The sequence below is a fragment of the Hyphobacterium marinum genome (assembly GCF_036330325.1).
GTDB lineage: Bacteria > Pseudomonadota > Alphaproteobacteria > Caulobacterales > Maricaulaceae > Hyphobacterium > Hyphobacterium marinum.
Genome location: NZ_JAZDRO010000001.1, coordinates 966,281 through 990,555, shown reverse-complemented (window position 1 = coordinate 990,555; position 24,275 = coordinate 966,281). Strand labels below are relative to the sequence as shown.

The 24,275-nt window shown below is 64.3% G+C and carries 24 protein-coding genes; 9 read left to right on the top strand and 15 right to left on the bottom strand.

Going from position 1 to position 24,275, the window contains the following annotated elements:
- Positions 1–17: 17 nt before the first annotated feature.
- On the bottom strand, positions 18–1,442 hold the full coding sequence (gene xseA, locus V0U35_RS04670; RefSeq protein WP_330195494.1) for an exodeoxyribonuclease VII large subunit: 1,425 nt from the start codon (positions 1,440–1,442) through the stop codon (positions 18–20).
- Positions 1,443–1,558: 116 nt separating this feature from the next.
- Here xseA and purD point away from each other — a divergent pair, with 116 nt between their 5' ends.
- The 3 genes from purD to V0U35_RS04655 are packed head-to-tail and all read left to right on the top strand — an operon-like array spanning position 1,559 to position 5,231.
- The gene (gene purD / locus V0U35_RS04665) at positions 1,559–2,830 is read left to right on the top strand and encodes a phosphoribosylamine--glycine ligase (RefSeq protein ID WP_330195493.1); all 1,272 of its coding nucleotides are present in this window, start codon (positions 1,559–1,561) and stop codon (positions 2,828–2,830) included.
- A 47-nt stretch (positions 2,831–2,877) separates the two neighbouring features.
- Positions 2,878–4,170 (top strand): metal-dependent hydrolase family protein, encoded by a 1,293-nt coding sequence (locus V0U35_RS04660; RefSeq protein WP_330195492.1) that lies wholly within the window; start codon positions 2,878–2,880, stop codon positions 4,168–4,170.
- The gene (locus V0U35_RS04655) at positions 4,167–5,231 is read left to right on the top strand and encodes a phosphotransferase (RefSeq protein WP_330195491.1); all 1,065 of its coding nucleotides are present in this window, start codon (positions 4,167–4,169) and stop codon (positions 5,229–5,231) included. Before V0U35_RS04660 ends, V0U35_RS04655 begins: the two co-directional genes overlap by 4 nt.
- Here the strand turns inward: V0U35_RS04655 and V0U35_RS04650 are convergent.
- Complete coding sequence (locus tag V0U35_RS04650; RefSeq protein ID WP_330195490.1) at positions 5,228–5,635, bottom strand: hypothetical protein; 408 nt, start codon at positions 5,633–5,635, stop codon at positions 5,228–5,230. The two genes, V0U35_RS04655 and V0U35_RS04650, sit on opposite strands and share 4 nt — an antisense overlap.
- Before the next feature lie 25 nt (positions 5,636–5,660).
- A complete protein-coding gene (locus V0U35_RS04645) occupies positions 5,661–6,878 on the bottom strand; it encodes an acyl-CoA dehydrogenase family protein (protein ID WP_330195489.1) in 1,218 nt (405 codons plus the stop codon).
- 66 nt (positions 6,879–6,944) lie between these two features.
- Between V0U35_RS04645 and V0U35_RS04640 the strand changes: the two genes are divergently transcribed.
- On the top strand, positions 6,945–7,676 hold the full coding sequence (locus tag V0U35_RS04640) for a TSUP family transporter (RefSeq protein WP_330195488.1): 732 nt from the start codon (positions 6,945–6,947) through the stop codon (positions 7,674–7,676).
- 17 nt (positions 7,677–7,693) lie between these two features.
- Positions 7,694–8,293: a GNAT family N-acetyltransferase gene (locus tag V0U35_RS04635; protein WP_330195487.1), complete on the top strand. Its 600-nt coding sequence runs from the start codon at positions 7,694–7,696 to the stop codon at positions 8,291–8,293.
- 17 nt (positions 8,294–8,310) lie between these two features.
- On the opposite strand, the gene V0U35_RS04630 is transcribed toward V0U35_RS04635, so the two are convergent.
- A complete protein-coding gene (locus V0U35_RS04630; protein ID WP_330195486.1) occupies positions 8,311–8,766 on the bottom strand; it encodes a nucleoside deaminase in 456 nt (151 codons plus the stop codon).
- Between the two features lie 65 nt (positions 8,767–8,831).
- Here V0U35_RS04630 and V0U35_RS04625 point away from each other — a divergent pair, with 65 nt between their 5' ends.
- Both V0U35_RS04625 and rsmD read left to right on the top strand, forming a co-directional pair.
- Positions 8,832–9,575, top strand: coding sequence for a pseudouridine synthase (locus V0U35_RS04625; RefSeq protein WP_330195485.1), 744 nt, complete (start codon positions 8,832–8,834; stop codon positions 9,573–9,575).
- Positions 9,572–10,132: a 16S rRNA (guanine(966)-N(2))-methyltransferase RsmD gene (gene rsmD, locus V0U35_RS04620; protein WP_330195484.1), complete on the top strand. Its 561-nt coding sequence runs from the start codon at positions 9,572–9,574 to the stop codon at positions 10,130–10,132. The genes V0U35_RS04625 and rsmD overlap by 4 nt, the downstream gene beginning before the upstream one ends.
- On the opposite strand, the gene V0U35_RS04615 is transcribed toward rsmD, so the two are convergent.
- The 11 genes from V0U35_RS04615 to V0U35_RS04565 form a co-directional block, all read right to left on the bottom strand.
- Positions 10,133–10,981 (bottom strand): nitrate- and nitrite sensing domain-containing protein, encoded by an 849-nt coding sequence (locus V0U35_RS04615; RefSeq protein WP_330195483.1) that lies wholly within the window; start codon positions 10,979–10,981, stop codon positions 10,133–10,135. It abuts the gene before it with no gap.
- 130 nt (positions 10,982–11,111) lie between these two features.
- Positions 11,112–12,950 carry a DNA mismatch repair endonuclease MutL gene (gene mutL, locus V0U35_RS04610; RefSeq protein WP_373696371.1) on the bottom strand — a complete coding sequence of 613 codons (1,839 nt, stop codon included), beginning with the start codon at positions 12,948–12,950 and terminating at the stop codon, positions 11,112–11,114.
- 31 nt (positions 12,951–12,981) lie between these two features.
- Positions 12,982–13,269, bottom strand: a complete 288-nt coding sequence (locus V0U35_RS04605; RefSeq protein ID WP_330195481.1) for a TMEM165/GDT1 family protein — start codon at positions 13,267–13,269, stop codon at positions 12,982–12,984.
- 89 nt (positions 13,270–13,358) lie between these two features.
- Positions 13,359–13,916 carry a DUF3035 domain-containing protein gene (locus V0U35_RS04600; RefSeq protein WP_330195480.1) on the bottom strand — a complete coding sequence of 186 codons (558 nt, stop codon included), beginning with the start codon at positions 13,914–13,916 and terminating at the stop codon, positions 13,359–13,361.
- Positions 13,917–13,986: 70 nt separating this feature from the next.
- Complete coding sequence (gene lspA, locus V0U35_RS04595; protein WP_330195479.1) at positions 13,987–14,490, bottom strand: signal peptidase II; 504 nt, start codon at positions 14,488–14,490, stop codon at positions 13,987–13,989.
- Positions 14,491–14,494: 4 nt separating this feature from the next.
- Positions 14,495–17,455 (bottom strand): isoleucine--tRNA ligase, encoded by a 2,961-nt coding sequence (ileS, locus tag V0U35_RS04590; protein ID WP_330195478.1) that lies wholly within the window; start codon positions 17,453–17,455, stop codon positions 14,495–14,497.
- 159 nt (positions 17,456–17,614) lie between these two features.
- Positions 17,615–18,559: a bifunctional riboflavin kinase/FAD synthetase gene (locus V0U35_RS04585; protein ID WP_330195477.1), complete on the bottom strand. Its 945-nt coding sequence runs from the start codon at positions 18,557–18,559 to the stop codon at positions 17,615–17,617.
- A 10-nt stretch (positions 18,560–18,569) separates the two neighbouring features.
- Positions 18,570–19,013: a MaoC family dehydratase gene (locus tag V0U35_RS04580; RefSeq protein ID WP_330195476.1), complete on the bottom strand. Its 444-nt coding sequence runs from the start codon at positions 19,011–19,013 to the stop codon at positions 18,570–18,572.
- Between the two features lie 64 nt (positions 19,014–19,077).
- Positions 19,078–19,932, bottom strand: a complete 855-nt coding sequence (locus tag V0U35_RS04575; RefSeq protein WP_330195475.1) for a TIGR01459 family HAD-type hydrolase — start codon at positions 19,930–19,932, stop codon at positions 19,078–19,080.
- Positions 19,933–19,981: 49 nt separating this feature from the next.
- Positions 19,982–21,190, bottom strand: coding sequence for an EAL domain-containing protein (locus tag V0U35_RS04570; RefSeq protein WP_330195474.1), 1,209 nt, complete (start codon positions 21,188–21,190; stop codon positions 19,982–19,984).
- A 156-nt stretch (positions 21,191–21,346) separates the two neighbouring features.
- Positions 21,347–22,015: a YiaD family glycine zipper/OmpA-like lipoprotein gene (locus V0U35_RS04565; protein ID WP_330195473.1), complete on the bottom strand. Its 669-nt coding sequence runs from the start codon at positions 22,013–22,015 to the stop codon at positions 21,347–21,349.
- A 231-nt stretch (positions 22,016–22,246) separates the two neighbouring features.
- On the opposite strand from V0U35_RS04565, the gene groES reads away from it, so the two are divergent.
- Together groES and groL are read left to right on the top strand one after the other, a co-directional pair.
- Positions 22,247–22,537 carry a co-chaperone GroES gene (gene groES, locus V0U35_RS04560; protein WP_330195472.1) on the top strand — a complete coding sequence of 97 codons (291 nt, stop codon included), beginning with the start codon at positions 22,247–22,249 and terminating at the stop codon, positions 22,535–22,537.
- 62 nt (positions 22,538–22,599) lie between these two features.
- Positions 22,600–24,249 (top strand): chaperonin GroEL, encoded by a 1,650-nt coding sequence (gene groL, locus V0U35_RS04555; protein WP_330195471.1) that lies wholly within the window; start codon positions 22,600–22,602, stop codon positions 24,247–24,249.
- Positions 24,250–24,275: the final 26 nt, after the last annotated feature.

The following is a 24,275-nucleotide window of genomic DNA, read 5'->3' as shown; positions in this document are numbered from 1 at the left end:
TCCGGCCCGAAAACCGTTCAGAACAACTGTCCCTGCCCGCCACTGTCAGGTTTGCGGGGCTTCGGCTTGCGTTTCGGAGCGGGAGCTGAACCGGCCGCACCGTCAATCCGGGCAGACTTGCGCCCGTCGGCAAACTCGATCTCGACAGCTTGGCCTGACTGCAGTGATCCGGAAGTTCTGACGAGTGTTCCGGCATCGTCGCGTACGAGTGCAAATCCCCTCTTCAACACGGAAGCATGACTGAGCGCGGAGAGCCTTGCCCCCAGCGCCGCGAGGTCGCGTCCCTGACGGTCAATTGCTCGCCGTCCGGCTTGACCGAAACGCTCGCCGGCGAGTGCCACACGGCGCTGCTTCTCGGCGAGGTCGCGTTTGAGCGCAGCCGGACGCAATCCGCCCAGCACGGCGGTCAGCCGATCCCGGCGGCGCTGCAGGCCGGAGGTCAGGGTTGGCCCCAGCCGTTCACCGGCATGGTCGAGCCGCTGGCGCAGAGGGCCGAGCAGTCCTTCGGGACGCGGTAGGGCACGCGCAGCAGACCGGAAATCGGCACGCCGCCGGTCGATATGGCGCATCAGGGACCGCGTCAGGCGTTCGCTTTCGGCGCCCAGGGACGCCATCAGTTCGGCCCGGACCGGCACCGCCATTTCGGCCGCCCCGGTCGGGGTTGGCGCACGGCGGTCAGAGGCAAAGTCGATCAGCGTCGTGTCGGTCTCGTGTCCCACCGCCGAGACAAGCGGAATGTCTGACGCCGCCGCGGCGCGCACGACGATTTCCTCGTTGAAGGCCCAGAGGTCCTCGATCGACCCCCCACCGCGCGCCACGATCAGCACGTCCGGGCGGGGCACGCTCCCACCTTCGGGCAGGGCGTTGAAGCCCTCGATCGCTGCTGCGATCTGTTCGGCCGCCTTGTCGCCCTGCACCAGCACCGGCCAGAGCAGGACATGGCGGGGGAAGCGGTCCGAAATCCGGTGGAGAATGTCGCGAATCACGGCCCCGGTCGGCGAAGTAACGACGCCAATGACCTCGGGCAGAAAGGGAATGTCCCGCTTGCGTTCAGCGGCGAACAGGCCCTCGGCGGCGAGCGCCTTCTTCCGTGCTTCGAGTAGCGCCATCAGCGCCCCGGCCCCGGCGGGTTCCATCCGGTCGATGATGATCTGGTATTTTGATCGCCCCGGATAGGTCGAGAGCTTGCCTTCGGCGACGACTTCCAGCCCCTCTTCCGGGCGAAAACTCAGACGGGCGGCATTGCCCTTCCACATCACCCCGTCGATGACCGCGCGTTCGTCCTTGAGGTCGAGATAGACATGGCCGGACTTGGCCGTGATCACCCGGCCGAGCTCACCGCGTACGCGGACATGGCCATAGCTGTCCTCGACCGTGCGTTTGAGGGCATGGGCCAGTTCAGAGACGGAGTATTCCGGTGTGTTCGACGCATCGTTCGCCATGGTCCCTTGGTAGGCGCGGCGGAGGCCGTCTGCAATGCCGCCGTCACGGACTCGCGTTTCGCCCGGGCATGGTCTAGCCCTTGGCGCGACGCTGGAAGCCAAGGGAGTCGGGGGCGATGAAGGTTCTCGTGATCGGATCGGGCGGGCGTGAACACGCCCTGTGCTGGAAAATCGCCCAGAGCCCGCTCGTCGACGAAATTGTCTGCACGCCCGGCAATGCCGGGATCGCCAAGGTCGCCCGGCTGGAGTCGGTCAAGGCCGACGATATCGAGGGTCTGGTGTCCCTGGCGAAATCCGGACAGTTCGATCTCGTCGTGGTCGGCCCGGAAGACCCGCTGGCCAATGGTCTTGTCGACCGTCTGGCCGAAGCCGGTATCCCGGCCTTCGGCCCCGATGCGTCCGGTGCTCGCCTGGAGTCCTCGAAAGCCTTCACCAAGGCGGTCTGTGCCAAGGGCCGCATCCCGACCGCACGTTACGGAGCCTTCACCGATCCCAAGGCCGCGAAGGACTTCCTCGCCACCCTCGCCCCGCCCTATGTGCTGAAAGCCGATGGCCTGGCCGCCGGCAAGGGCGTCGTCATCACTGAGGATCGCGCAGAGGCTGACGCCGAGATCGACGACATGCTGTCAGGCAAGTTCGGCGAGGCATCGAAAACCCTCGTGATCGAGGAATTCCTGCACGGGGTGGAGGCCTCAGTCTTCGCGCTGTGCGACGGCAAGACCGCCGTCCCGCTGGTCGCCGCCCAGGACCACAAGCGCGCCCATGACGGCGATGAGGGACCCAATACCGGCGGCATGGGAGCCTATTCTCCGACACCCGCCGCGCCGCAGGACATGATCGACCGCACCATGCGCGAGATCGTCAATCCGGCGCTGGAAGTCATGGCCGAGGCCGGCGCACCCTATCGCGGTGTGCTCTATGCCGGGCTGATGATCGGGCCGGACGGGCCAAAACTGATCGAGTTCAATGTCCGTTTCGGCGACCCGGAATGCCAGATCATCATGGCGCGGATGCAGAGCGACATCGTGCCCTATCTGAAAGCCTGCGCCGCCGGAACGCTTGGGGCCCTGCCCCCGATCGACTGGGATGATCGCCCCGCCGTGACGGTCGTCATGGCCGCGAAGGGCTATCCCGGCAGTTACGAGAAAGGCAGCGAGATCGGCAATCTCGACGCCGCCGACGCCATTGACGGCGTCACCGTCTTCCATGCCGGGACCAAAGCCGGGCCGGACGGGGCCATCCTCGCCAATGGCGGACGGGTGCTGAACGTCACGGCCCTTGGCGAGGATATCGGCGACGCCATCACCCGCGCCTATGAGGGCGTGAACGCCATTGACTGGCCGGAAGGGTTCTGCCGCCGCGATATAGGGTGGCGCGCCCGCAGCTAGGCGCTAGCATATCCGAAACGACCACACCGCCTGGGGAGGCCTGTTCCATGATCCGTTCTCTTGTTGCCGCTGCGGCGGCCCTGCTGCTGACTGCCAGCACGGGCGCTCAGGATACCGATGAAGCCGTCATCGTCATTCATGCCGGCTGGTTGCTGGCCGTCCCGGGCGAAGCGCCCGAAGCCGAGCAAAGCATCGTCATCAGGGGCGAGCGGATCGACCGGATCGAGGACGGCTATGTCGAGATCGACGGTGCGACTGTCATTGATCTGTCCAGCCAGTACGTGCTTCCGGGCCTGATCGACAGTCACGTCCACCTGCTCTCCGAACTCAATCCGAACCGGCGGCTGCAGAATGTCACCTTCTCCAGCGCCGACTGGGCGCTCGACGGTGTGCGCAATGCTCGCTCGACGCTGATGGCCGGCTTTACCAGCGTGCAGGATGTCGGTGGCGAACTGGAAGCGATCGTCGCCCTGCGTGATGCGGTGCGTGACGGCGATGTGATTGGCCCGCGCATGCGCGTCTCCGGTCCGGCGGTCACGCCGACCGGCGGACACGGCGACGCCAACGGCTACAACCAGGACATTCTCCACCTGATCGGCAGCGAGAGCGCCTGCAACGGACCGGCCGACTGCCGCCGCGCGGTCCGCGAGTTGATCCGTGCCCGCGTCGACCTGATCAAGATCACGGCAACCGGTGGTGTGCTGTCGCAAACCGCGGCCGGAACCGAACAACAATTCTTCGATGACGAGCTGGAGTCCATCATGGAAGCGGCGCGCATGATGGGCCGCTATGTGACAGCCCATGCGCACGGGGTCGGCGGCATCAATTCAGCTATCCGCGCCGGTGTGCATTCGATCGAACATGGCTCCTATCTCGACGACGAATCCATCCGCCTGTTCCGCGATAATGGCGTGTATCTCGTGCCCACGCTTCTGGCTGGCGCGACCGTTGCGGAAATCGCGGAAACCGCAAACTGGATGACACCGGAAGTCCGGCAAAAGTCCATCGAGGTCGGCCCCCAGATGCTCGACATGGCGCGCCGCGCCCATACTGGAGGCGTGCAGATAGCCTTTGGCACCGATAGCGGCGTCTCGCGTCACGGCGACAATGCGCGCGAATTTCCGCTGCTGGTCGAAGCGGGGCTGACGCCGATGGAGGCCATCGTCAGCGCCACGGTGACCGCTTCGGAACACATCCAGATGGCCGACGCCATCGGTACGATCGAACCGGGCAAGTTCGCCGACATCATCGCGACGGATGAAAACCCGTGGGAAGATGTCAGCGCGCTGCTCGACGTAGACTTCGTGATGCAGGGCGGACAGGTCCACAAGAACCAATGAGCGATATCGACGAGAGCTTTTCCGGCACCAAGCCGGTCGCCGACGCGCTGAAATTCGACGAGGCCGCGCTGCGCGCCTGGATGGCGGATAATGTCGGGGGCGCAGACGGCGACCTCACCGTACGCCAGTTCAAGGGCGGCCAGTCCAATCCGACCTACCGGGTCGAGGCGGGCGGGCGGTCCTATGTGCTGCGCCGCAAGCCACCGGGAAAACTCCTGCCCTCTGCCCACGCGGTCGATCGCGAATACCGCGTGATGAAGGCACTCGGCGAAGCAGGCTTCCCCGTCCCCGTCATGCATGGCCTCTGCGAAGACCCGGACGTTCTGGGCACAGCGTTCTATGTCATGGATTTCGTCGAGGGCCGGATTTTCTGGGACCCGATGCTGCCCGATGTGGACCGTGAGGAACGCGCGGCCATTTATGACGCCATGAACGCGACGCTCGCCGCGCTGCATGCCTTTGATCCGGAGGTGCTGGGCCTGGGCGACTACGGCAAGCCGGACGCCTATATCCCGCGCCAGATCGCGCGCTGGTCGAAACAGTACAAGGCATCCGAAACGCGGGCCATTGCGTCCATGGACCGGCTGATCGACTGGCTGCCCGATGCCGCCCCGGCCCAAGACCGGTCCGCCATCGTTCATGGTGATTTCCGGCTCGACAACATGATCTTTGCCCCGAACGAGGCAAAAGTCGTCGCTGTTCTCGACTGGGAGCTGTCCACGCTCGGCGATCCGCTTGCTGATTTCACCTATCAGCTCATGCAATGGCGGACGCCCAAGGAAATCCGGAACGGATTCCTGGGTGTTGATCTCGATGCGCTGAACATCCCGTCAGAGGCCAGCTATGTCGCCGCCTATTGCCGCCGGACGGGACGCGAGAGCCTGCCAAAGCTCGACTTCTATTTCGCCTACAATCTCTTCCGCCTCGCCGCGATCGTGCAGGGCGTCTATCACCGCTCGACACTGGGCAATGCGTCCAACGCCAAAGCGCAGGAATACGGAGCCATGGTTGAACCCATGGCCGACTATGCCTGGACGTTTGCCGAGCGGGCCGGCGGCTAGTACGCCGTCGCCGTGACGAAACGGACCACGGGCAGAGCGAAGGCAATCGCGGCAATGATCTCGACCACCAGCGAGATGACATTGTGCTGCGTGCGCACGCGCTTCGCGCCATCCAGCAGCAGGGACAACAACCGTCCGCCTGCCGCCCCCGCCCAACCCGCACAAAGCACGCCGGACGCGCCGATCAGTCCGGCGTCAAGATAGAGCGCGGCGATAAAGGCGAGGTGCAACAGGAGAAACACCCCGCCGAACGTGGCGCGAAACTCGGCATAGCCGTCCGGCTGGGCCGGGTCGGCTTTCAGCCGGACGAAGCGCGACGCCCATTCCGGCGAAATCAGCGCGCCCGCTCCCAGCACGACACCGAGGACGGCGGCCGCAGCGGCGAAAATCGTGATGAAATCCATGTCTCTCCCCCAAGACCCGTGTTGATCAGCCTTCGTTCGACAGGCGCTTCATCTCCATCCGGGCAATGGCGCGCTCGTGCACCTCATCAGGCCCATCGGCCAGGCGCAAGGTGCGGATGCCCGCAAAGGAGTGGGCCAGCGGCGTATCGGCCGATACACCCGCCCCACCGAACACCTGTATCGCGTCGTCAATGACTTTCAGCGCCATCTGCGGCGCGGCCACCTTGATCATGGCGATTTCCTTCTGGGCGACCTTGTTGCCCACCGTGTCCATCATCCAGGCGGCTTTCAGCGTCAGAAGACGCGTCTTCTCGATATCGATGCGGGCCTGGGCGATGCGGTGATGCCAGACCGACTGGTCGGCAATGCGCTTGCCGAAGGCGACCCGGCTCATTGACCGGCGGACCATCAGCTCCAGCGCCCGCTCCGCCGCGCCAATCGTGCGCATGCAGTGATGGATACGGCCCGGCCCGAGCCGGCCTTGCGCGATCTCGAAGCCCCGGCCTTCACCCAGCAGCATGTTCGATGCCGGGACGCGGACATCCTTCAGCTCGACCTCCATATGGCCATGGGGCGCATCGTCATAGCCGAAGACCGGCAGGTGGCGTTTGACGGTCACGCCCGGCGTGTCGGCCGGCACGAGGATCATCGACTGCTGCCGGTGCTTCTCTGCATCCGGATCGGTCTTGCCCATCAGGATGTAGATCTTGCAGCGCGGATCGCCCGCACCGGACGACCACCATTTGCGGCCGTTGATCACATAGTCGTCGCCATCACGCCGGATCGCGCACTGGATATTGGTCGCATCCGACGAGGCCACATCCGGTTCGGTCATCAGGAAGGCAGAGCGGATCTCACCGGCGAGCAAGGGCTTCAGCCATTTGTCCTGCTGCTCCTTCGTGCCGTAGCGGGTCAGGACTTCCATATTCCCGGTATCGGGCGCGGAACAGTTGAACACTTCCGAAGACCACAGCGCCCGGCCCATCTCCTCGGCGAGCGGCGCATAGTCGAGATTGGAGAGGCCTGCGCCCTGGTCCGAATCCGGCAGGAAGAGATTCCACAGGCCCGCTTTCTTCGCCTGTTCCTTCAGCTCCTCGATGATCGGAATGACCTGCCAGCGGTTTGATCCGAATCCGGCCAGCTGCTCAGCATAGGTCGATTCATTCGGATAAACGCGTGCGTCCATGAAAGCGCGCAGCTTGTCGAGATATTCCTGGCACCGCGGCGAATAGGCAAAATCCATGAGTTGAGTCCCCTTCCCGTATCCGGCCCACTATAGCGGGGTTTGAGAAAAGGGGAGGCGATTCGCGTGATCTGGCCTGTGATTTTATTGGCGACGCTGATCACGTCCTTCATCTCCGGGATATTCGGCATGGCTGGCGGGCTGATGCTGATGGGGGTCCTGGTCCTCGTCCTGCCTGTCGCCGGGGCCATGGTCGTCCACGGCACGGTGCAGAGCGTCGCCAACGGCTGGCGCGCCGTCCTGCTTCGCCGATGGATCGACTGGCGCGTCATCGCCATCTATATCGCCGGGTCGGCCGCCGCCTTCGCCCTACTCTTCTCGCTGACCATCCAGCTGCCTGAAGCCTGGCTGTTCATCGTGCTGGGGCTGGTCCCCGCCCTGATCTGGATCCCGAAAAAGCGACTCGAACTGGATGCCCGCAAGCCGGTGCATGCGGTCGTGTGCGGATTTTCTGTGACCGGGCTCAACGTCGTTGCCGGCGTATCAGGCCCCCTGCTCGACATCTTCTTCGTCGCCGAGGGCGTCGACCGGCGCATGATCGTTTCGACCAAGGCCGCGACGCAGGTGATCAGTCATGGCGTAAAGATTGCCTATTACATCGCGCCCGCGCTCGCCGCCGGGGCCGTGCCGCAGCCACTCTGGCTGCTGGCTGCGGCACCACTGGCGACTTTCGGAACCACGCTTGGCGCACGGGTTCTCCACCTGATGAGCGACGTGCAGTTCAGAAATGCGACGAAATGGATCGTGACGGGGATTGGCGCGATCTATGTGATACGGGGGCTGGTCCTGCTCGCCTGATACCGGGTGCAACCGCCATGAATCTCACGCCCCAAGTCCTCGAAAACGACTTCGTCTGCCTCGAACCGATGGAGGAACGCCACCGGGAAATCCTGCGCCCCCTCGCGGCGGACGAGGACATCTGGTCGTTGATGACGTTGCGCGGTTATGGCCCGTATTTCGATGACTGGTTCTCCCTGATGCTGAAAACCCAAGCGGACGGCAGCCAGATCAGCCATGTCGTCTGGCGAAAGCGGACCGGCGAAGCGGTTGGCCACAGCGCCTATCTGGTCATTTCACCGACCAATGCCCGCGCCGAGATCGGCTGGACCTGGTACACGGCATCGGCCCGCGCCACCGAGGTCAATCCGGCCTGCAAGCATCTCCTCCTCGGGCGCCTCTTCGACTGCGGAGCCGAACGGGCCGAATTGAAGACCCATGGCCTCAACAAGCGCTCGCAGGGCGCAATGTTGAAAATGGGGGCGAAATACGAAGGCACGCTGCGCCGCCAGATGCGCACCTGGCGCGGTGATCTGCGTGACACGGTCTGGTTCTCGGTCCTGAAGGACGAATGGCCGGCGGTCCGCGACGGGCTGGACGACCGTCTTGCGGACTATTCGAATCCAGCAGCGACCTGAATAATGTAAAGCCGGGGCTAACGCCCCTCGCTTTTCCCCTTGCGGCGCGCCCGGAAGAAGTCCTTCAGCAGCGCCGAACTCTCCTCCCAAAGCAGGCCATGGATAACATCGGGACGCCAGTGGCAGGTCGGCTGGTCGAAAAATTTCGGACCGTGGATCACCGCCCCGCCCTTCGGATCGCTCGCCCCGAAAATCAGCCGCCCGATGCGGGCCTGGCTGATCGCGCCCGCGCACATCGCGCAGGGTTCGAGCGTGACATAGAGTTCCAGGCCGGTCAGCCGGTAATTGCCGAGCGTCTTCCCGGCTGCGCGGATGGCAGCGATCTCGGCATGGGCAGTCGGATCATGGGCGGCGATGGGTGTGTTGTGGGCGGCGACAACGACGGTATCGCTCGTCGGATCGACGATGATCGCCCCAACCGGTGTCTCGCCTGCGGCAGCTGCGGCTTGCGCCTGCCCCAGTGCCAACCGCATAAACGCCGTCTCGCGATCCGTGCCCATATCCGGGCGGTAGGACGCGCCAAGCCGGGGGTCAAGCCTTGACCGATCAGGACGACAATTCAGAACGCATCGCCAAACGCCTCGCCCGCTCCGGCGTGGCGAGCCGGCGCGAGGCCGAGCGCATGATCGAGGCCGGACGCGTCACCGTGAATGGCAAGCTTCTCAAGACACCGGCCTTCAAGGTGACTGACCGCGATACGATCACGGTCGATGGCAAGCCCGTCGGGGCCGCCGAGAAGACCAAGCTCTGGCGCTATCACAAGCCCTCCGGACTGGTGACCACCCACAAGGACCCGGAGGGGCGTGAGACCGTCTTTGACAAATTGCCCAAATCCCTCGGCCGGGTGATCTCGGTCGGTCGCCTCGACCTGACCTCGGAAGGCCTGTTGCTACTCACCAATGACGGCGAGCTGTCCCGCGCGCTGGAATTGCCGACAACGGCCTGGACACGGCGGTACCGGGCCCGCGCCTTCGGCAGTGTCGATGAAGCGGCGCTGGCGCGCCTGCGCGCCGGCGTGACGGTTGATGGCGTGTCCTACGGCCCCATCGAGGCCGAGGTCGAACGGGCCACCGGATCGAATGTCTGGCTGAATGTGGCGCTGAAGGAAGGCAAGAATCGCGAAGTCCGCAAGGCCCTCGACGCGGTCGGCCTGAAGGTGAACCGGCTTATCCGCATCGCCTATGGCCCGTTCCAACTGGGTCAGCTGGCCACGGGCGAGGTCAAGTCCGTGCCCGAGCGCGTGCTGCAGGACCAGTGCGGCCATTTGCTGAAATCCGCATGAGGATCGTTTCCGGACGCTTCAAGGGCCGCCCGCTGGCGACGCCCGAAGGGCGCGACACCCGCCCTACGTCGGACCGCGCGCGCGAAGCGGTGTTCAACGTGCTCGCCCACGCCGCGTGGGCTCCTGAACTTGAAGGCGCACGCGTCATCGACCTGTTTGCCGGATCGGGCGCGCTGGGCTTTGAGGCCATGAGCCGGGGTGCCGCCTTCTGCCTCTTCGTGGAAACGGCCTCGCCCGCGCGCGGCGCGATCCGGACGAATGCGGAAAAATTCCAGCTTTTCGGCAATACCCGCATCCACCGCCGTGACGCGACCGCGCTCGGCGAGAAGCCGGCCGGCGTTGGCCCGCCCTTCGACATCGCCTTCCTTGATCCGCCCTACGGGCAGGACCTGGGACCGAAATCGCTCAACATCCTCAAGGACGGCAACTGGATGAAGCCCGGCGCGCTGGCCGTGCTCGAGACCGGACGGGATGAAACGCCCGACACGCCCGGTTGGGAAACCCTCGATATCCGCGACTACGGCGCGGCGAAAGTGCTGTTCCTGAAAGCGGCCTGATCAGGCTGTTCCGGCCTCACCCCGCGCCAGAAGACGCGTATAGAGCAGCCGGACCGCATCGATATGGGCCGACATGTCGCTGAACCAGTTGTGCGCGGCCTCGGCTTCACTTTGCCCGGGATCTCGGGGTCTGGTGACCTGCGTTACGTCCACGAGGAAGGGAACGAGGAGTTCACCAAATTCGCTCTCGTCGTAAGCCGCTTCCAGTTCGGCCTGAATCTGGTCCAGCGCCGCGAGATTGGCCTGGCGTGCACGCACAAGATCGCCTTCGGGGATTGCCCCTGTCATCGCGGCGAGCCCGTAGCCGCGCTCCCGGGCGAGATGCTCGATCAGCACAAGCAACTGGGATTCCACGACTTTCTGGTGACGAGATATCGCCAACTCGCCATGTAGTGCGACGGTGGCACCCGTCAGTATGTCTGCGACATCCGAATAGGCCGCAAATGTCTCGAGACCCGGCTGATCGCCCGCTCGCGCCGTCTCACGGATGTCGATGAGCCGGTCAAGCGCCGGTTCAATCGTCGCCAGCGTATCCCTGTGTTGCCCCAGTATCGCTTCCGGGGCTGTCAGGCGTGCGATTTCCGGCAGCAGCAGGTCACGATAGTCATCCGTCGCGGACATTTCGCGATGAACGCCTTCGTCCTCGACGCCGGCATATCCGAACGCGGTCATGAAGGCGCGCTCACGCTGGATCTCGTTGTTGATCATGGAAAGCCGCATGGCGATTTCACGGGCTGCGGCGGCCCGCTCCTCGCTATGACCCTGGTTAAGGATAAAGGCGGCGACGGGCGCGGTAACAACCATCACGATGCCCAGAATCGCGGCCACCGGGAAGAATTTGTGAACCATGTACGGGCACTCCGGAAAACGAGGAAACGGGTCACGGGCGCAGTGCGCTTTACGTGAACGGTAAGGTTAAGGAATAAATCAAATCTGAATCGGGCTGCAGGCAGCCAACACACAACCTTTTGGTGTGCTTCTATCGCCTGCCGAACAGGCGTTCGATGTCTTTCAGCTTCAGCTCGACATAGGTCGGACGCCCGTGATTGCACTGGCCGGAATGGGGCGTCGCCTCCATCTCCCTCAGCAGCGCATTCATTTCCTCGCCCGTCAGTCGTCTCCCGGCCCGCACCGAGCCATGACAGGCCATGGTCCCGACCACGTCTTCGAATTTCTCTTTCAGGGACAGTGCGTCGTCATACTCGGCGAGATCATCGGCGAGATCGCGGATCAGCCCCTGCACGTCGAGCTTGCCCAGAAGCGCCGGGACTTCCCGAACGGCGACCGCGCCGGTCCCGAAGGCTTCGACGACCAGCCCCATTTCGGACAGCTCGCTCGCACGGTCGAGGATGCGGCGGGCTTCGGCCTCGTCGAGGTCAATGATCTCGGGTACCAGCAGGGTCTGCCGGGCAACCCCCTGCCCCGCCATCATGGCTTTCATGCGTTCGTAGACAAGCCGCTCATGGGCGGCATGCTGATCCACGATGACCATGCCGTCCGCCGTCTGGGCAACGACATAGGTCTCATGCAGTTGCGCCCGCGCCACGCCGAGTGGGCTGTCGATGGGAGGCGCAGACTGCGAGCCGGCGTCCGCAACACCTTCGGCCCGGTATTCGGGCTCAACACGCGCCGAGAGGCCAGGCCCAAATCCCTGCCCCGGCTCCGGCGGCCGCGATGACCCGCCCAGTGCCGGATTGCCCCAACCGGCCTGCATCGCGCTTTGCGTCCCCGCAGCCGCACCCTCCGCCCGTGCGCGTCCCAGCGCAAAGCCCGACACGGTCGTCGACGCCCGGTGCCCGGCACCGGCCAGCGCATGGCGCAGCGCCCCGACGATCAGGCCGCGCACCAGCCCCGCATCGCGGAAGCGGACTTCGGTCTTGGCGGGGTGAACATTGACGTCGACGAGGCCGGAGGGCGCATCGACGAACAGCGCCACGACCGGGTGACGGTCGCGCGCCAGGAAATCCTGGTAGGCCCCGCGCACAGCACCGCCCAGCAGCTTGTCGCGCACCGGGCGGCCATTGACGAAGAGATACTGGTGCATCGCCGAACCGCGATTGAAGGTCGGAAGGGAGGCGAAACCAGACACGGTGATGTCCTCGCGCTCGCTGTCGACCTCCAGCGCGTTGTCGCCGAAATCGCGCCCGAGAATGTCGGCCATCCGCGCCTTGCGGCCATCCGGTCCGTCCAGCATTTCCGCCGCGACATTCAGGCGGGACCGTCCATCAATGATCAGCTCAAACGCCACGTCGGGCCGCGACAGCGCCTGACGCCGGACATTGTCGGCGATGGCATTGGCCTCGGCCCGCTCGCTTTTCATGAATTTGAGCCGCGCTGGTGTCGCGTGAAAGAGATCCCGCACATCCACCCGCGTGCCCGGACGGCCCCGGCCGGCGGCGGGCTTTACCTCCCCCATTTGTCCGCCATCGACGGTCAGGCTCCAGGCCGTTTCATCGTCATGGGTCTGGGTCGTGATCGTCAGGCGCGCCACCGATCCGATCGAGGGCAGGGCCTCGCCGCGAAACCCCAGCGTGGCGATGTGCAGAAGATCATCCTCGCCATTATCGCTGACCGGCAGTTTCGAGGTCGCATGGCGTTCCACCGACAGCGCAAGACCTGCGGCGTCCATGCCGGAACCATCATCATCGATCAGGATGCGGTTCAGGCCCCCGCCCTCGACGCTGACGGAGATCGCCCGCGCACCCGCATCGAGCGCATTATCGACCAGCTCCTTCACGACGGAAGCCGGGCGTTCGACCACCTCGCCAGCGGCGATGCGGTTGATGGTTCCAGGTGACAGGCGGCGAATGGCGGTCATACCGGCAAGGTCGGGATGCAGGCCGAGTCGGTCAAGCGCCGGCCGCGCTTCGGAAGTGATCGACAATGGTCCAGCCGCCAACCAGCACGAAGCCGATCCCGGCGATCAGCTTTAGCGGGATCATGGTCAGATACCGCTCTGCCGCCGTTCCCAGCAAAACAGCAAGTGCCGTGGACGCCACCAGCGCGCCTGCTGCGGCCAGAAAAACCAGCGCCGGTGTGGTCTGCCGGTCGGCCGCGAAGAGCACTGTTGCCAACTGGGTCTTGTCGCCAAGTTCGGCGAGAAACACGGTGACGAAGATCGTTATGATCTGCGGCATGGCCGAAGCACTCCCGGTTATGGATGAATTGAAAAGAGCGGTGCAGGCATCCCTGCACCGCCCTGATCGGTGAAAGTCTGGAAAACCGCCTAGAGGCCGGGAAGCTTGCCGATTCCGCCGCGATCACGCTCGATTTCGACCTGACCGCCGCCCGTCAGGGCATCGGCACGGGCCGTGTCACGGGCCAGGCGTTCGGCTTCCGCGTCCGCATCGAGCGGCGTCTGGTCGCTGGCAATGCCCATGCTGCCTTCGCCACGCCAGAACAGGATCTGGTCGGAGAAGGTGCGCGTCTTGTGCACAACGCCGCCGGCCTCGCCGTCAATGATCGCCCGGATGAACGGATCAGCTTCGCCGCCACCCGCCTGAGCGATCAGCAGGGCTTCGCCGTCGCTGCCCTCGAAATTGCCGGTCGATCCCAGCAGTGCGGCGCGCGCAGCCTGATCGGGATAGATTTCTTCGGGGCGAGGCTCACCCGGACGCGGCGGACGCAGATTGTATTCCGGCGGAACGGTCAACGGCGCGATAGTGACCACGCGGAACTCGTCCGGCGTGACTTTCTCCGCACCCAGCGCCTGACGCACGCCAGAGCAAGCCGAGACGGCCATGGCGGCGGCACAGACGGTGAAAAGGATTGCGCGCTGACGCATGAGGAACGCTCCCATCGGGTGTTTGGACGCTTCTTTTAGACAAGGCCGATGCGCTAGGCCAGCCCGGCCTTCACTTTGCCTTGTCGCCATTGACGAAGAAGTCGAGCAGCAACATCACAACACCGACCGATATCGCCGCATCGGCGACATTGAAAACCCACGGAAAATAAAGCCCGGAGAAGTCGAGGAAATCCGCGACCGCTCCGTGCAGCACCCGGTCGAGCGCATTGCCGAGCGCACCGCCGATAATCATGCCGCAGGCGATGGCCTGAAGCCGGCGGGTCGAGCGCCACACCCAGGATCCGAGATAGGCCGACACCGCCACGGAGAAGGCGATAAAGACAATCCGCTGGATAAGGTTGGAGGCCGGGAACAGACCGAAGCTGATCCCGACATTCCACACCATGGTCAAATCGAAGAACGGCAGAACCTCGATCCGGCCGCCGGAGTCCGGACCATCGAGATCGACAATCCGCAAGACCCAGAATTTCGACAGCTGGTCGGCGATGAAGATCAGCAGGGCGGTGCCGAAACCGGCGAGCTGGATCCCCACAGAAGTACGGCGTCGAAACATGGCCTCAATTCCCCTTCCCGTGCTGTGCATCCCACCAGGCGACGGCATCGGCATCGCGGGCCGTCACGTCCGGGTAGCGGGCATCACTCCCCACATCGGGAGAGATTTTCCACGACCGCGCACATTTCCGGCCTTTGGCGCGGTTTACGACCACGCCGATATCAGCCACGTCCTCAAGACAATGAGCGCCGGAAGGAGCCTCGCCCTCAACAAGCTGTGCTGCGCTGGTGATGGCGATCTCGGCAAGGAAGTCATCGACCTCGCCCGGCGCTTCGGCCTCCATCGCAGCCCGGTACGCCGGGTCGGCGACATGGACGACCGGCGCGGCTTCCAGACTCGACCCGATCCGCTTCTCGCGGCGTTCAACCTCCAGCGCACCGGTCACGACGCGGCGCAGGCGGCGGATGACCGACCAGCGCGCCGCGCGGTCTGTATCCCGCCACTCCGCGGGCGTTTCCGGGAAATCGCGCAGGTGAACCGACCCGTCGTCTGACGGGAAGCGCGACAGCCAGGCCTCTTCCATGGTGAAAGGCAGGATCGGCGCGAGCCAGGCCGTCAGCCGGTCGAAGATGGCATCCATCACCGTGCGGCAGGCGCGGCGGCGCACCGAATCCGGCCGGTCGCAATAGAGGCTGTCCTTGCGCACATCGAGATAGAAGGCCGAGAGATCGACGATGCAGAAATTGAACAGTGCGCCATAGACTTTCTTGAAGTCGTAGGCGGCATAGCCTTCCCGCACGGTCGCATCGAGCTCGGACAGCCGGTGCAGCACCCAGCGCTCCAGCGACGGCATCTCGGCAACCGGCAGGCGTTCCGCATCCTCGAACCCGTCGAGCGCGCCCAGGAGATAACGCACCGTGTTGCGCAGCTTGCGATAGGCATCGACACTGGTGCCGATGATCGCATCACCGATACGCAGATCGGCCGTGAAATCCTGCGACGAGGCCCACAGGCGCAGGATTTCCGCGCCATACTGGTTGGCGACCTGGTCGGGTGCGATCACATTGCCCAGCGATTTTGACATTTTCCGGCCGTCCTCGGCCATGACGAAGCCGTGGGTGACGACCGCCTCGTAGGGCGCGCGACCACGCGTGCCGCAGGATTCCAGCAGTGAAGACTGGAACCAGCCGCGGTGCTGGTCCGAGCCTTCAAGATAGACATCCGCCGGCCATTTGTGCGCCGGGTTGTTCTCGATGGCGAAGGCATGCGTGCAGCCTGAATCAAACCAGACATCAAGGATGTCGGTGACCTTTTCCCATTCGTCGGGACTATAGCCGTCGCCGAGGAATTCGGACGCCGGCCGGTCGAACCAGGCATCCGCCCCTTCTTCGGCCACGGCGGCGCGAACGCGCTCATTGACTGCTGCGTCATTGAGAATGTCGCCGGTATCGCTGTTCACGAAAATGGTCAGCGGCACACCCCAGGCGCGCTGGCGGCTGATCAGCCAGTCGGGACGCCCTTCGACCATCGCCCGGATCCGGTTGAGCGCCGTTTTCGGTGTCCAGTCGGTCGCGTCGATGGACGCGAGCGCACGTTCGCGCAGCGTCTTGCCGTCGCCGAACGGCTTGTCCATTGCCACGAACCATTGCGGCGTATTGCGGAAGATGACCGGGGCTTTCGACCGCCAGGAGTGCGGATAGCTGTGCTCCATCCGCCCGCGCGCGAGCAGAAGCCCGGCTTCGATCAGCGCCTCGATCACGGCACCGTTGGCCGGACCGTCCTGCCCGGTCTTCTTGCCGGAGGTCCGCACGATTTCCAGCCCGGCAAAGCGCGGGATGTGGGGCAGGAACGCCCCGTCCTCGCCCACCGTGTGGGGGATGGCCTCACCGCGATGCCATTCCTTCGCGCCCATCCAGGCGATGTAGTCCTCTGCGCCATGGCCCGGCGCGGTGTGGACGAAGCCGGTGCCGTCCTCGTCGGTGACATGGTCTCCGGCGAGCAGCGGGACCGGATAGTCCCAATAAGTGTCGAGCCGCGAGAAGGGATGGGAACAGACGAACCCGTCCGGATCGACGTCGCACACGCGCTCGAACTTTACGATATTGCCCGCCGCCGCGGTCTGCTCCCACAGGGCATCGGCGACGATCAGGAGATCGCCGGGGCGCGCCCAGGGGGTGAAGCCTTCTGCATCGGCGGCCAGCACCTTGTAGGCCCCGTAGGAGATGGTCGGCGAGAAGCAGATCGCCTTGTTGCCGGGAATGGTCCAGGGCGTGGTCGTCCAGATGACCACGTGTGCGCCGGTCAGCGCGCCGGGGATCGCCGAGCCGTCTTTCTTCACCCCGCGCAAGGGGAAGCGGACATGGATCGTGGTGGAAACCTTGTCGTGGTATTCGACCTCGGCTTCGGCCAGGGCTGTCTGTTCGACCGGCGACCACATCACCGGCATGGAGCCGCGATAGACGAGGCCATTGTCCACGAATTTCAGGAATTCGCTGACGATGGCCGCCTCGCTGGCATAGGCCATCGTGGTGTAAGGACTGTCCCACTCACCCTGCACGCCAAGGCGCTGGAATTCAGTGCGCTGTACATCCAGCCACTCACCGGCATAGGCGCGGCACTCGGCGCGGAATTCGCGTTTCGGCACATCGTCCTTGGACCTGCCCTTGGCGCGGTAATTCTGTTCGACTTTCCACTCGATGGGCAGGCCGTGGCAGTCCCAGCCGGGCATATAGGGCGCATCATGGCCCAGCATCTGGCGCGAACGGACGACAAAATCCTTCAGGATCTTGTTCATCGCCGTACCGATATGGATATGACCGTTGGCGTAAGGCGGGCCGTCATGCAGCTCGAAGCGCGGGCGGCCTTCGGCCTTCGCGCGCAGACGGCCATAAATGTCGAGCTTCGCCCAGCGTTCCAGCCAGAGCGGTTCCTGTTTGGGAAGGCCGGCGCGCATCGGAAATTCGGTCTGCGGCAGGAAAAGCGTTTCGCGATAGTCGCGTCCGGTCTCGGCGCTTGAGTCCGTCATCAGTTCGGGTCCTTGAAAAATAGTCGCGTCAAAGGGTCAGGGCGGAACATCCCGGCCCCGCGTCGGTCACTAGACCGCACGGGCCGGGCCGCTAATTCGGCGCGTGAATCGTATGGACAAGGCAGTGTGGACCATGGGTTGAGGCTCTAACAGAGCCGGTCAGGCGGGTCCAGACTCTCGCGCGGCCAGCACGGCCCGGGCCGCTTCGCAGTCGCGCGCAATCTGGTTTTTGAGGGCATCGAGCCCGTCGAATTTCTTTTCGCCCCGCAAGTGATCATGAAAGGACACGGCGAGTGTCTGGCCGTAGAGGTCACCCGCAAAATCGAAGAGGTGAACCTCCAGCCGCTCCTGCTTGCCATCGACCGTGGGCCGGACACCAACATTGGCGACCCCCGCCATGTCCTGCGTGTCGCCCGGACGCCTGACACTCACCGCGTAGACGCCATGAGCCGGACGCACGAAGTCGCCCAGCGCGACATTGGCCGTAGGAAAACCAATCGTCCGCCCGCGCCGGTCGCCCTCTTCGACCACACCATCAAGAATGAAGGGCCGCCCCAGCCACGCTTCGGTAGCGTTCATGTCCCCACCGGCCACCGCATTGCGAATAGCGCTGGAGGAAATCTTCTCCCCGCCCGCTTCGACGAGACCGGCGGCATGAGCGGTCATCCCCCGCGCTCTGGCCAGTTCAGCCAGCGCGGCGAAATCCCCGGCCCGGCCCTTACCGAACCGGAAGTCAGCACCGACGACGACTTCGCGGGCGGCAATGCGATCATTGAGGATGTCGGCGACAAAAGCCTTCGGCGTGCGCGCCGCCATGTCCGCATCGAACGTCAGGACATGCAGGCGGTCAAACCCCATCTCCGCGAAGATGGCGTTGCGCCGGTCATCACTCATCAGGCGGAACGGCGGTGCGTCCGGCTGGAAGAAACGGCGCGGGTGCGGCTCGAAGACCGCGACAGCCGTAGCGAGCCCGGATGTTCGAGCGCGATCAAGCGCCTCATCCAGCAAGGCACGGTGCCCGCGGTGGACACCGTCAAAATTCCCCAGGGCCAGGACACTGGGCCGTAAATCTCCGGGTCGGGTGTCGCCGCGCAGGACGTCCATCGGGCTGCGATCAGCCTGCAGTCTTGCGGCGGCGCGTCCGGACCATCACGGTCGCCACCGCCGTCATCGCGATGTCGTCCCCGACCGTGCATGCGCAGTCCATGGTGACGATGCGCGTCTTCATGTCGATGGCCTTGACCGTGGCCTTCGCAACCAGCGTGTCGCCGATCCGTACCGGACGCTGAAAGCCGATATCCATGCGCACGAAGATCGCGCCCGGCCCCGGCAGCTGGTTGCCCAGAACACCGGACAGGAAGGAGGCGATCAGCGCACCATGTGCGATGCGTCCCCGGAAGGGGGTCCGCCGCGCATAATCCTCGTCGAGATGGAGCGGATTGAAATCGCCTGACACTTCGGCAAAGGCGCGCACCGTCGCGTCATCGACATGCCGCGTCATCTCGGCGGACTGACCGATCTGGATATCCTCGAGCGGAATGGGCTCCTGGTGGGACATGGGGTGTGGCGCTCCTCGCAGTGTCTGCTGCCGGTTTAAGCGGAGTTGGCCCCGTATTGTCCAGTCACGACCAGCGCAGCGACTGCGCCGCCCATCGGGACAGCACGCCGTATTCGTCCAGCGCGGCCTCTAGTCCGGCCTCGGACAGGCCCGCGTCGTCCAGCGATTCACCGAGAATACCGCCCGCGATGAACAGGGCATCGATGCCCCGCCCCGCGGCACCGGCAAGATCGGTCTCCGGCCCGTCGCCAATAGCGAGGATGCGATCCCGCCCGCCATCAAACCCCATTTCGGCAAGCGCCGCTTCGGCGAGGTCATAAATCGGCGCATGCGGCTTGCCCGAGACAATCGTCCGGCCGCCCATTTTCTCGTACATCCGGGCCAACGCCCCGGCACACCAGACCAGGCGATCACCCCACTGCACGACAATATCCGGATTGGCGCAGACCAATTCCAGGTCACGCGCCTTCATGGTTTCAAGCAGACCGATATAGTCACCCGGATCCTCGTTGAGATCATCCACCAGCCCGGTGCAGGCCACGAAACTCGCCGCCTCGAGCGCTACGAAATCGAGCTCCAGCCCTTCAAACAGGGCTTCGTCGCGCTCGTCCGGTCCCAGCCGGAAAACCGGGCCGGGCGCGCGCTCCTTCAGCGCCGCCCGTGTCGTGTCGCCGGACGTGACAATCCCGTCCCAGCTATCCGTGCCGGCTCCCATCGCGGCGAGCTGGCGGGCGAGATCGTCCGCCGGGCGCGGCGCATTGGAGACCAGTACGACCGTGCCGCCGTCTGCGCGAAAGCGGGCCAGCGCGTCCATCGCCTCGGGCAACAGGCGGTGACCGTCGCGGATGACGCCCCACACATCGCACAGGATGGCATCGTAGCGGTCAGAGATTTCGGAGAAGCCGTCGATGATTTGCATGGGCCGCCTTGTGCGGCGGCGGCGCGGACGATGCAAGCCGTGACGCGAGTCAGCTGGCGAGGCGGACCGAGTCGGCAGTGGTTTCGAGGATTTCCTCTTTCACCGGGCGCGGCTCGCCGAAGAGGTGACCCTGCGCATAGGCCACATCGATATCGAGGATTTCCACCACGGTGGATTCGCTCTCGATCTTCTCGGCGATCAGGTCGACGCCATAACGCGCGAACAGGCCGGCAATGTCTTCGGGCCGGATGGCCCCGGCCTCGATCTGGGCGATCTGCTCGCCAGTGCGAACCGCCTCGATCAGGCGCTGGCCTTCCACCTTGGCGAAGCGGATACCGGCGCGTTGCATCTCGGCGAGGTCAATATCGAGATTGCGGACCTGGTCGATGGAGAAGCGGAAGCCGTAATCGGCCAGGCGCGCCATGTTGCGCGCTGCCGCCGGCGAGCGCTCGTCAAAGGCGTTCTGCGAAATCTCGAAGATCAGCGATCCGGCGAGATCGGAATTGCGCCGCATGAAGTCGAGGAAGGCCGGGAAGAACGTCTCGTCGGTCAGCGAGCGAAGCGAGAGATTGCAGAAAATGCCGATCCGCCGGTCCGACTTGGTCAGGCGGCGTACGATCTGGATGCAACGGAAGAGCAGAAGATTATCCACCTCGCCGACGAGGCCCGCCTCCTCCGCAGCGCGGATGAACACCGCCGGCGCGATAATCGCGCCCTTGGCGTCGCGCAGGCGCGTATAGCTCTCGTAAAAGTAAGTCTTGCGCTGGGGCAGCGATACCACCGGCTGGAGATAGAGATCGACCCGGTTCTGCTCGAGCGCGTCGCGTACGACCTCGATGTCGATGTCACCGGTGGCGTCGGGCGCAATCGTGGCACCACGCTGTGAGGGCGGCACCGCCCCCATGCGCCGCACGAGGTCTTCGAGCACCTTGACCTCGTTGGTCAGGGCGGCTTCGCGTTCCACCGCTTCGGCGCGGATCGCTCCGGCGATGGTCTCGATGCGCGCCTGGGCCGCTTCCATCTCTTCGATGATCGAAAGATTGGCGGCCTGCAATTCGTGAATTTCCTGCTCGAACGTCTTGCGCTCGATCGACCGTGCCGCGGCACTATGGGCCTGCCCGGCGATGAGGAAGACGAACGCCCCCATCAGCCAGGCAAAGCTGGTCGACATCAGGCCGAACCGGTCAAAGGCCAGCGCGGCCACGACCGCGATCATGGCGTAGGTCAGCACGATCAGAATGTCTGTTGCGCGCGGCATCCCGCCCCCGTCTGTCGCGAATCAGTCCTGACCCGCCTGATAGCAGACTCGCGGAGGGGGTGTTTTCAGATCGTTAACGATTCCGGTCCGGATACGAAGACGGCGCACCCCGCGATCGGGATGCGCCGCCAGCGATTGGCAGTCGTGTGGGTCGTCCTAGGACGTGGTGTGCGGCCGGATCACGATTTCGACCCGGCGGTTCTGGGCCCGCCCGGCCGGCGTGTCGTTCGAGGCGATGGGAGAGGTTTCACCCATCCCGCCGACATAGAATCGGTCACGCATCACGCGTTGGGCAATCAGATAGCCGGCCACGGACTGGGCACGCTGTTCTGACAGGCGCTGGTTATAGTCCGCCGCGCCGGTCGAGTCGGCGTGACCGATGACGTCGACATAGGTCGCCGGATACTGGTTCAGCACGTCGCTGACGTCATTCAGGACCTCATAGAAGCGCGGCTGGATTTCCGACGAATTGGTGTCGAAGGTCACGTCGCCCGGCATGATCAGCTTCAGATCATTGCCTTCGCGGCGCACGCCGACGCCTGAATCACGCAGCGCTTCGCGCATTTCGCGTTCCTGGCGGTCCATGTAGTTGCCGATGGCACCCCCGGCGAGCGCGCCGACACCTGCGCCGATCAGCGCGTTGGTACGGCCTTCCTCGGAATCACTGGTATTGGTCAGATAGCCCAGCGCCGCACCGGCCAGAGCGCCGGCAATGACACCGCGCCCGGTATTGTTGGCATAGGTCTCGCCCGTCACCGGGTCAGTCGTGGTGCAAGCGGTCGCCAGCATGGCACCGGCGGCGATAATCAGCATTTGGCGTTTCATGGCCAGAAATCTCCTTCGGGTCTCTTCCCCCGCGCGAGGGATTGTAGGGCCTAACGCGCAAGTGCAACAATTAGTTTCTCCCAAAGCCCGAATTCTTTGGCAGCGCACCCTTGACGGCCCTCTCCCCCGGCCCTATCTGCGCGGCTGTTAGCAGTCGGGCCTGGTGAGTGCCAACGCGATCCGGACCGCTCTGCACGGGATCAATCACAACCATCAAATGGGTGAAACACCATGAAATTTCGTCCTCTCCATGACCGCGTGCTCGTGAAGCGCGTCGAGGAAGAAGCCAAGACCAAGGGCGGAATCATCATTCCCGATACCGCCAAGGAAAAGCCTCAGGAAGGCGAAGTCGTCGCCGTGGGCGGCGGAGCCATCAAGGACGACGGTTCGGTTCGCGCGCTCGACGTGAAGACCGGCGACCGCATCCTGTTCGGCAAATGGTCGGGAACCGAAGTCACGGTCGATGGCGACGAGCTGCTGATCATGAAGGAATCCGACATCCTCGGCATTCTCGAAGGCTGATCGCGGTCACACCGCTCCCTTCACTTCCCTAGAACAACACATCCGGAACGGAACGAAACACTATGGCTGCCAAAGACGTAAAATTCGGCTCTGACGCCCGTGAGCGCATGCTCAAGGGTGTCGACACCCTCGCCAACGCGGTGAAGGTCACGCTCGGCCCGAAAGGCCGCAATGTCGTGATCGAGAAATCCTTCGGCGCGCCGCGCACCACCAAGGACGGTGTCTCCGTCGCCAAGGAAATCGAACTCACCGACAAGTTCGAGAACATGGGTGCCCAGCTCATCCGTGAAGTCGCCTCGCGCACCAATGACGAAGCCGGTGACGGCACCACCACGGCCACGGTCCTGGCCCAGGCCATCGTGCGCGAAGGCATGAAGTCGGTTGCCGCCGGCATGAACCCGATGGACCTGAAGCGCGGCATCGACAAGGCCGTCTCCAACGTCGTTGAATCGATCAAGGCCTCCTCGACCCCGATCAAGGGCTCGGGCGAGATTGCCCAGGTCGGCACGATTTCCGCCAATGGCGAAAAGGAAATCGGCGACATGATCGCGAAAGCGATGGAAAAGGTCGGCAATGAAGGCGTGATCACGGTCGAGGAAGCCAAATCCCTCGAAACCGAGCTCGACGTCGTCGAGGGCATGCAGTTCGACCGCGGCTACCTGTCGCCTTACTTCATCACCGATGCCGACAAGATGATGGCGTCGCTGGAAGACCCCTACATCCTGCTGTTCGAGAAGAAGCTCTCCTCGCTGCAAGCGATGCTGCCGATCCTGGAATCGGTGGTTCAGTCCTCGCGTCCGCTGCTGATCATCGCCGAAGACGTCGAAGGCGAAGCGCTGGCCACCCTCGTGGTAAACAAGCTGCGCGGTGGCCTGAAGATCGCTGCGGTGAAGGCTCCGGGCTTCGGCGACCGCCGCAAGGCCATGCTGGAAGACATCGCCACGCTGACCGGCGGTCAGGTCATCTCCGAAGACCTCGGCATCAAGCTGGAAAATGTCACGCTCGACATGCTCGGCACGGCCAAGAAGGTCACCATCACCAAGGACGACACCACGATCGTCGACGGTGCCGGTGAGAAGGACGCCATCGAGGGCCGCGTCTCCCAGATTCGCAAGCAGATCGAGGACACGACCTCGGACTACGACCGCGAGAAGCTGCAGGAACGTCTGGCCAAGCTGGCCGGCGGTGTTGCGGTCATCAAGGTCGGCGGTGCCACCGAGACCGAAGTGAAAGAGAAGAAGGACCGCGTCGACGACGCCCTCAACGCCACCCGCGCCGCGGTGGAAGAAGGCATTGTCGCGGGCGGCGGTGTCGCGCTCCTGAAAGCCATCAAGGGCCTCGACGGCCTGAAAGGTGAAAACGAGGACCAGACCCAGGGCATCGGCATCATCATGCGCGCCCTGCAAGCCCCGATCCGCCAGATCGCCGAGAATGCCGGCGTGGAAGGCTCGATCGTGGTCGGCAAGATCCTCGAGAACGACAGCGCGACCTTCGGCTACAACGCCCAGACCGAAGAGTATGGCGACATGCTCGAGTTTGGCGTCATCGACCCGGCCAAGGTCGTCCGTCACGCGCTTCAGGATGCGGCCTCCATCGCCGGCCTCCTGATCACGACCGAAGCGGCCGTCGCCGAGAAGCCCAAGAAGGAAAGCGCCGGTGGCGGCGCCCCGGACATGGGTGGAATGGGCGGCATGGGCGGCATGGACTTCTAGGTCCACACCCAACCCGCTTACACGAA

Bases quoted from the DNA above. Each gene is read 5' to 3' on its own strand.
- V0U35_RS04650 (WP_330195490.1), bottom strand. From the start codon at position 5,635: ATGGATTTCATCACGATTTTCGCCGCTGCGGCCGCCGTCCTCGGTGTC.
- V0U35_RS04605 (WP_330195481.1), bottom strand. From the start codon at position 13,269: ATGCCGCAGATCATAACGATCTTCGTCACCGTGTTTCTCGCCGAACTT.
- ileS (WP_330195478.1), bottom strand. From the start codon at position 17,455: ATGACGGACTCAAGCGCCGAGACCGGACGCGACTATCGCGAAACGCTT.
- V0U35_RS04600 (WP_330195480.1), bottom strand. From the start codon at position 13,916: ATGCGTCAGCGCGCAATCCTTTTCACCGTCTGTGCCGCCGCCATGGCC.
- V0U35_RS04575 (WP_330195475.1), bottom strand. From the start codon at position 19,932: ATGCAAATCATCGACGGCTTCTCCGAAATCTCTGACCGCTACGATGCC.
- V0U35_RS04630 (WP_330195486.1), bottom strand. From the start codon at position 8,766: ATGCGGTTGGCACTGGGGCAGGCGCAAGCCGCAGCTGCCGCAGGCGAG.
- V0U35_RS04645 (WP_330195489.1), bottom strand. From the start codon at position 6,878: ATGGATTTTGCCTATTCGCCGCGGTGCCAGGAATATCTCGACAAGCTG.
- xseA (WP_330195494.1), bottom strand. From the start codon at position 1,442: ATGGCGAACGATGCGTCGAACACACCGGAATACTCCGTCTCTGAACTG.
- V0U35_RS04585 (WP_330195477.1), bottom strand. From the start codon at position 18,559: ATGGACGTCCTGCGCGGCGACACCCGACCCGGAGATTTACGGCCCAGT.
- rsmD (WP_330195484.1), top strand. From the start codon at position 9,572: ATGAGGATCGTTTCCGGACGCTTCAAGGGCCGCCCGCTGGCGACGCCC.
- V0U35_RS04570 (WP_330195474.1), bottom strand. From the start codon at position 21,190: ATGCCGCGCGCAACAGACATTCTGATCGTGCTGACCTACGCCATGATC.
- groL (WP_330195471.1), top strand. From the start codon at position 22,600: ATGGCTGCCAAAGACGTAAAATTCGGCTCTGACGCCCGTGAGCGCATG.
- lspA (WP_330195479.1), bottom strand. From the start codon at position 14,490: ATGTTTCGACGCCGTACTTCTGTGGGGATCCAGCTCGCCGGTTTCGGC.
- V0U35_RS04580 (WP_330195476.1), bottom strand. From the start codon at position 19,013: ATGTCCCACCAGGAGCCCATTCCGCTCGAGGATATCCAGATCGGTCAG.
- groES (WP_330195472.1), top strand. From the start codon at position 22,247: ATGAAATTTCGTCCTCTCCATGACCGCGTGCTCGTGAAGCGCGTCGAG.
- mutL (WP_373696371.1), bottom strand. From the start codon at position 12,950: ATGACCGCCATTCGCCGCCTGTCACCTGGAACCATCAACCGCATCGCC.
- purD (WP_330195493.1), top strand. From the start codon at position 1,559: ATGAAGGTTCTCGTGATCGGATCGGGCGGGCGTGAACACGCCCTGTGC.
- V0U35_RS04565 (WP_330195473.1), bottom strand. From the start codon at position 22,015: ATGAAACGCCAAATGCTGATTATCGCCGCCGGTGCCATGCTGGCGACC.
- V0U35_RS04615 (WP_330195483.1), bottom strand. From the start codon at position 10,981: ATGGTTCACAAATTCTTCCCGGTGGCCGCGATTCTGGGCATCGTGATG.
- V0U35_RS04655 (WP_330195491.1), top strand. From the start codon at position 4,167: ATGAGCGATATCGACGAGAGCTTTTCCGGCACCAAGCCGGTCGCCGAC.
- V0U35_RS04660 (WP_330195492.1), top strand. From the start codon at position 2,878: ATGATCCGTTCTCTTGTTGCCGCTGCGGCGGCCCTGCTGCTGACTGCC.
- V0U35_RS04635 (WP_330195487.1), top strand. From the start codon at position 7,694: ATGAATCTCACGCCCCAAGTCCTCGAAAACGACTTCGTCTGCCTCGAA.